The 5,418-nt window shown below is 60.4% G+C and carries 7 protein-coding genes; 3 read left to right on the top strand and 4 right to left on the bottom strand.

Annotated features, from left to right (window positions below; genetic code table 11):
* The coding region (locus tag AC1DX0_RS30455) for a cupin domain-containing protein (RefSeq protein WP_477358137.1) at positions 1–302 on the bottom strand (302 nt) is incomplete at its 3' end.
* Positions 299–973 carry a sigma-70 family RNA polymerase sigma factor gene (locus tag AC1DX0_RS30450; RefSeq protein WP_477223444.1) on the bottom strand — a complete coding sequence of 225 codons (675 nt, stop codon included), beginning with the start codon at positions 971–973 and terminating at the stop codon, positions 299–301. The genes AC1DX0_RS30450 and AC1DX0_RS30455, both read right to left, overlap by 4 nt.
* A 197-nt stretch (positions 974–1,170) precedes the next feature.
* Here AC1DX0_RS30450 and AC1DX0_RS30445 point away from each other — a divergent pair, with 197 nt between their 5' ends.
* Both AC1DX0_RS30445 and AC1DX0_RS30440 read left to right on the top strand, forming a co-directional pair.
* Positions 1,171–2,040, top strand: coding sequence for a hypothetical protein (locus AC1DX0_RS30445; protein WP_477223443.1), 870 nt, complete (start codon positions 1,171–1,173; stop codon positions 2,038–2,040).
* A gap of 50 nt (positions 2,041–2,090) precedes the next feature.
* Positions 2,091–2,630 (top strand): sigma-70 family RNA polymerase sigma factor, encoded by a 540-nt coding sequence (locus tag AC1DX0_RS30440; protein WP_477223580.1) that lies wholly within the window; start codon positions 2,091–2,093, stop codon positions 2,628–2,630.
* A gap of 75 nt (positions 2,631–2,705) precedes the next feature.
* On the opposite strand, the gene AC1DX0_RS30435 is transcribed toward AC1DX0_RS30440, so the two are convergent.
* Positions 2,706–3,596, bottom strand: a complete 891-nt coding sequence (locus AC1DX0_RS30435; RefSeq protein ID WP_477223442.1) for a LysR family transcriptional regulator — start codon at positions 3,594–3,596, stop codon at positions 2,706–2,708.
* 103 nt (positions 3,597–3,699) lie between these two features.
* Between AC1DX0_RS30435 and AC1DX0_RS30430 the strand changes: the two genes are divergently transcribed.
* A complete protein-coding gene (locus AC1DX0_RS30430) occupies positions 3,700–4,590 on the top strand; it encodes an SDR family oxidoreductase (protein ID WP_477223441.1) in 891 nt (296 codons plus the stop codon).
* A 41-nt stretch (positions 4,591–4,631) separates the two neighbouring features.
* Here AC1DX0_RS30430 and AC1DX0_RS30425 read toward each other — a convergent pair.
* Positions 4,632–5,418: molybdopterin cofactor-binding domain-containing protein (locus tag AC1DX0_RS30425; protein ID WP_477358134.1), on the bottom strand; the 787-nt coding region annotated here is incomplete at its 5' end.

Raw genomic sequence — 5,418 nt, 5'->3', positions numbered from 1 at the left:
ACCCAACGCCATGGCCCAAGCTGATAGCGGCCAAGCGGTTCTTCCGGCTCCTTGTCGGCGGCCGCGGAGTTCTTCTCGATCAGGCGCAACACATTGCGCAGCGCATCTGGCTCCAATGACACCGGTGTTGCCTGTTCAAGAAGCTGGCCACCGATCGCCTCGTACCCGCCCACCTTGCGGCTGCAGGCGGCGCACAAAGACAGATGCATCGAAACGACAAGCCCGCGCGCTTCATCAAGCGTGCCGGAAGCAAAGGCCGCGAGGGTCTCGTCGGTCGGATGATGGGCAATGGCATCAGTCATTTCAGCTCACCAACTCTGTCTCTCAACCTTTGCAGGGCAAGCCTGATCCGCGACTTGACGGTGCCCAGCGGGATGCCGAGGAGATTTGCGATCTCGCCGTGCGCAAGGCCATCGAAGAATGAGAGGCGAATGACGCGCAACTGTTCATCCGGCAGTGCTACTATCGACGACCTGACGTGAGCTTCACGCTCGGCGACGAGAAGTCGACTCTCAGGCTCGTCTTTGTCTTCCTCTTCCGGCATGCCATCGTCCTCGATCCATGCAGTGGCGCGGCCTTCGCGGCGACTCTCGTCGACGCTGATATTGCGGGCAATCGCATAGACCCAAGCCGACGCAGTCGCTCGCTCGGGATCATATTGTGCAGCCTTGCGCCAAAGTCTGATCAATGTTTCCTGCGCCAGATCTTCAGCACGATCGCGACTTGCACCGCGCCGCATCATCATCGCCTTGATGCGCGGCGCATAATGTTCAAACAGTGCCGCGAACGCGTCGCGATCCTGGCTTGCCGCGACACGCATGATTAGCCGGGCTGGATCGAATTCCACCATCGCTCTGCTATACGCTCTATCCTGCTCCGGCTGGCAAGGCAGCGTTACGGGTTTCACTAGACCATTACGCAGCAGGCGGTCTTTTGGATCACTGATTTGATCGACTTCTGACTTTCCGATCATTTTTGTCCGATCAGCCCATCAGTTTTTAGTCGCGAGCTGTGATCCATTTCGCGCCGGCAACCGTATCGCAACGGAAATGGTCAGAACCCTGTGCTCCGATGGCAACGCATAATGAGGCAGGCATGCGGGTGTCGGGCAGAAGTTCACGGCCAGTCGGCGCACACTGATCCAAGATGCAAACAGGAAGGGGGCCTGACATGCCAAATATTGTCTTGATCGTTGGCAGCGGCCCGGACGCGGTTCGATGCAGGGATTGGCTTCGGACGGCGTTTTCCTCGATTGTCGTCATCAACAACGCCTGGAGAGTGCGGTCCGACTGGGACTATCTGATTCACCCCGACGACTTTCCTGATGAACGCCTGCCGAGCGACCAACGTCCCCGAGCCGCGTCGATCGTAAAATCGGATGCCTTTGTCCCTGCCCAGAACGCATTCGGTGGTTTTGTCTATGCGGGTGGCACAATGGCCTTCACCGCGGCCTATTGGGTCCTGAAGGCTCTCCAGCCTGATGTGATAGCGTTCCTGGGGTGTGATATGATTTATCCCAAAAACGCGCCCACGCATTTCTATGGCGTTGGAACAGCTGACCCGCTACGCGACGACGTGACGTTGAGGGACTTGGAGGCGAAGTCTGGAAGGCTGTTCGCCAAGGCCCTGCGTTGCGGAACAGTCTGTCTGAATCTTTCAAACCTTCCTGAAAGTCGTCTTGCCATACCGCGGGTAAACCTGAGGTTTATCGAGCGACTTACCTCGGTTCGGTTCAAGGCGCTCAAAGCGATGCTTGAAGGCGCCATCGATCCGATTTCCATCGAGAGCGCCGACACACTCGAGGCTGAACTCGGCTATCTCGTTGAACATGGAAGGTACTGGGAACACGCGTCGGATTTCGATGAAGCCGCGCTGGAGAAAATCGATCAGCGCTGGCGTTCGTCGGTAGACCAACTGCCAGCGTCGGTTCCTCCGGGCGACGCTTGCTGGGGACGCGGTCGGGCGCGCAAGGCCGATATTGTTCAAAAGGAGCCTCGGGTTAGTCGCGACGTCTCCTCCCATCCTGCCCAAGGCGCATAGGTCGAAATGGCTGGAGGACAGGAGCCGCTTGGGAGGAGGGCTGCGTCATGCTGACACGAGACGACATAACAAAACTGATCTTGCGAACAGGCATGCGCGATCGAGCGGCGTTCGATCTGCTCTACAAGCATACGTGCGCGAAATTGTTCGGTGTATGCCTGCGTATTTTGGGCGACAAAGGGGAAGCCGAGGAAGCGCTGCAAGAAGTCTACGTAAAGATATGGACCAAGGCTGATCGATATGCGGTCTCGGAACTCAGCCCGATCTCCTGGCTTGTGGCGATTGCGCGCAATCACTCGATCGATTTTATCAGAGCGCGCCGCCCTCCATCTGTCGATCTGGCGGCCGCGGGCGAAATAGCCGACACCACACCGTGGGCCGAGGAACTGATGATTGTGAGTGACCAGACGGCCCGTCTTGACCGATGCATCGACAATCTGAGCACGGAAAAAGCAGCAGCGATCAGGGGCGCATATCAGGACGGCATCTCCTACGCTGAGCTTGCAAAGCGTCACAACGTGCCGCTCAACACGATGCGCACCTGGCTTCGGCGCAGCCTGATCAAATTACGGTCGAGCGTCGAGCAATGACTTCAGAATGGAGCCAGGGCGAGCTTTCGTTGTTTTGTTGCCTGGGATTCTCTGCGCCCGAAAGCGTTTCGGTCATCACCTGCCAATGTAGGCGGCCAGTTCGTCCGGCGTGCCATTCGGGAAGGCCTGTTTTAGAAAGTCCAGGAACGCCGACACGCGCGCGCTGAGCAGTCGCCGCGATGGGTAGAGCGTCCATAGTGAGATTTCGGGGCCGTCAATGTCCCCCCAATTCACCAGTGTGCCGTCAGCCAGGTCGTGGGCCACCAACGAAATGGGAAGCCGTCCTGCGCCGACGCCGGCTCGCACGGCATCCCGGACCATGATGAGCGTCGACAAAACGAGGACGGGCTCGATTGTAATTGTTGCCCGGCCACCTTGCGTCTTCACGTGCCATGTTTGCAGTTCGCTTGCCCCGCGCGCAACGCCGGGAGCGGCGCGCTCACCGGTCGTGCGAGGGAGGTCGGGGCTCGCCACAACAACCAGGCGGTCGCGGAGAAACGCGCGTCCGACCAGGCTTTCGTCGGGATCAGGATTGACCCGGATTACCAGATCGTAGCCTTCCTCGATCATGTCGACAGGCCGGTCCTCAGTCGTCATTTCAAGCTTCACCTCCGGATACTTAAGGGCAAACCCCGCGGCGATCCTGCCCATTGCGGTCTGCGAAAAATGCAAAGGTGCGCTGATCCGCAGCCTGCCCTTGGGACTCTGACCGCCCGAGGCAATCGCCGAAGCCGTCTCGTCCAGTTCGGCGAGCAACGCCCCCGTCCGCTCGAAGAGCGCCCGTCCTTCTTCGGTCAGCTTCAGGTTACGCGCACCCCGTTCAAACAGGCGCAGATCGAGGCTGCTTTCCAACTCTCCAACACGCCGGGACAGCGTTGCCTTGGGCCGGCCGGTGGCCCTTGCCGCTTTGCCGAAGCCACCATGGCGGGCAACGAGATTGAAATCGGCGAGGGCAAGAAGATCCATGAGTGTTCCACCAGTGAGACAGTGCGTCTAAAATCTCCGTCTATTGGGCTCTCAGTGAGCCACACATATTGGAGGTGTCAAGCAACCCAACAGGAGAAATTCCATGACCATTCTCGTTACCGGCGCCACCGGCAATATCGGCCGCCAAGTCGTCGAACACCTCGTCAAGCGCGGCGCCGATGTCCGTGCTCTCGTGCGCGATCCCTCGAAAGCCAGCTTCCCGGCAGGAGTATCCGTCGTGCAAGGCGACTTTCTCGACGTCGATTCGCTGCGCAAAGCCATGTCAGGCGTTTCCACCCTGTTCCTCTTGAACGCCGTGGTGCCGGACGAATTCACCCAGGCCTTGATCGCGCTGAACGTCGCTCGGTCGGCCGGCATCGAGCGCATCGTCTATCTGTCGGTGATCCACGCCGACGTCTATGTGAACGTGCCGCATTTCGCGGGCAAGTTCGGCGTCGAGCGAATGATAGAACAGATGGGCTTCAAGGCTACGATCTTGCGCCCGGCCTATTTCATCCAGAACGATCTGATGGTCGAAGACATCATCACCGGCTACGGCACCTACCCAATGCCGATCGGCGCCAAGGGTCTCGCCATGATCGACGCCCGTGATATCGCCGAGATCGCCGCCCTTGAGCTGCTGCGCCGCGAACAGTCCGCAGAGCCGCTTGCGCTCGACCGGATCAACCTCGTCGGCCCGCAGACGCTGACGGGGACGGATATCGCCGCCATCTGGTCCGACGTGCTCGCCCGCACGATCAGCTACAGCGGCGACAATACGGAAGGCTTTGAGCAAAATCTCAAGCAGTTCCTGCCCGCCTGGATGGCCTACGACATGCGCCTGATGGGCGAGCGCTTCTTCACCGACGGGATGCTGCCTGAGGCCGGCGACGTCGAGCGCCTGACTGCACTTCTGGGCCGCCCACTGCGCCCCTATCGCGACTTCGCCTCAGCCATCGCTGGCTCGCAGGCGATAGAGACGTCGGCGAACTGAGGAGTAAAACCGGCTGGCTCTACAATGCCTGCATCGATCCCTCAGACCGCCAGCGAGTAACCCAGATCGCGCAGCGGCAGCCGGCGCACCCGCACTCCTGTGACGGCGAAGATGGCGTTGCCGAGTGCCGGCGCCAGGGCCGGGAAGGCGGGTTCGCCCATGCCGGTCGGCGGATTGTCCGACTGGATGAAATAGGGATCGATCGTCATCGGCGCGAAAGGCATGCGCAGGATCGGATAGGCGTTGTAGTTCTGCTCCTGTATCCGGCCATTCTCGATGTTGATCTTGAGGCCCATGGCGGTGGAGAGCGCGTCGGTCGACGCGCCCTGCGCCTGGGCTTCGGAGCCGGCCATGTCGATGATCGGGCCGACATCGAGCACCACCAGGATGCGATCGATCTTGATCCGCTTGTTGGCATCGACACTGAGCTCGACCGCCTGCGCGACATGGCCGGCATGCGAATAGCACCAGGCGAGGCCGAGGCCGCTGCCCTTCGGCAGCGTCTTGCCCCAGCCTGCCTTGTCGGCGCACATCTTGATCACGTCTGTGGCCCGCCTGGGGCTGAAGTTGACGGTTCTGTCCTTGGGCACCAGTTCGGGCACGTCGCGGTTCGCCGCATCGATGAGGAACTCGACATGGTCGCGGCCTGACGCAAGCGACAGTTCGTGCATGAAGCTCTGCGCGGCGAAGACCTGGGCATTGTCGCCCGGCGCGCGCCAGGCGCCGGTGGGGATCCTCAGGGGGAACATGGTCTTGGCGCGGCGCAGATTCGGCGCCTTGATGGAATATCGCAGATTGTCGGTGAGGTTGGCGCCCGAGGCTTCCTTC

It is taken from the genome of Mesorhizobium sp. P3_A9, from assembly GCF_056402975.1.
This window is presented reverse-complemented; position numbering and strand designations above follow the sequence as displayed.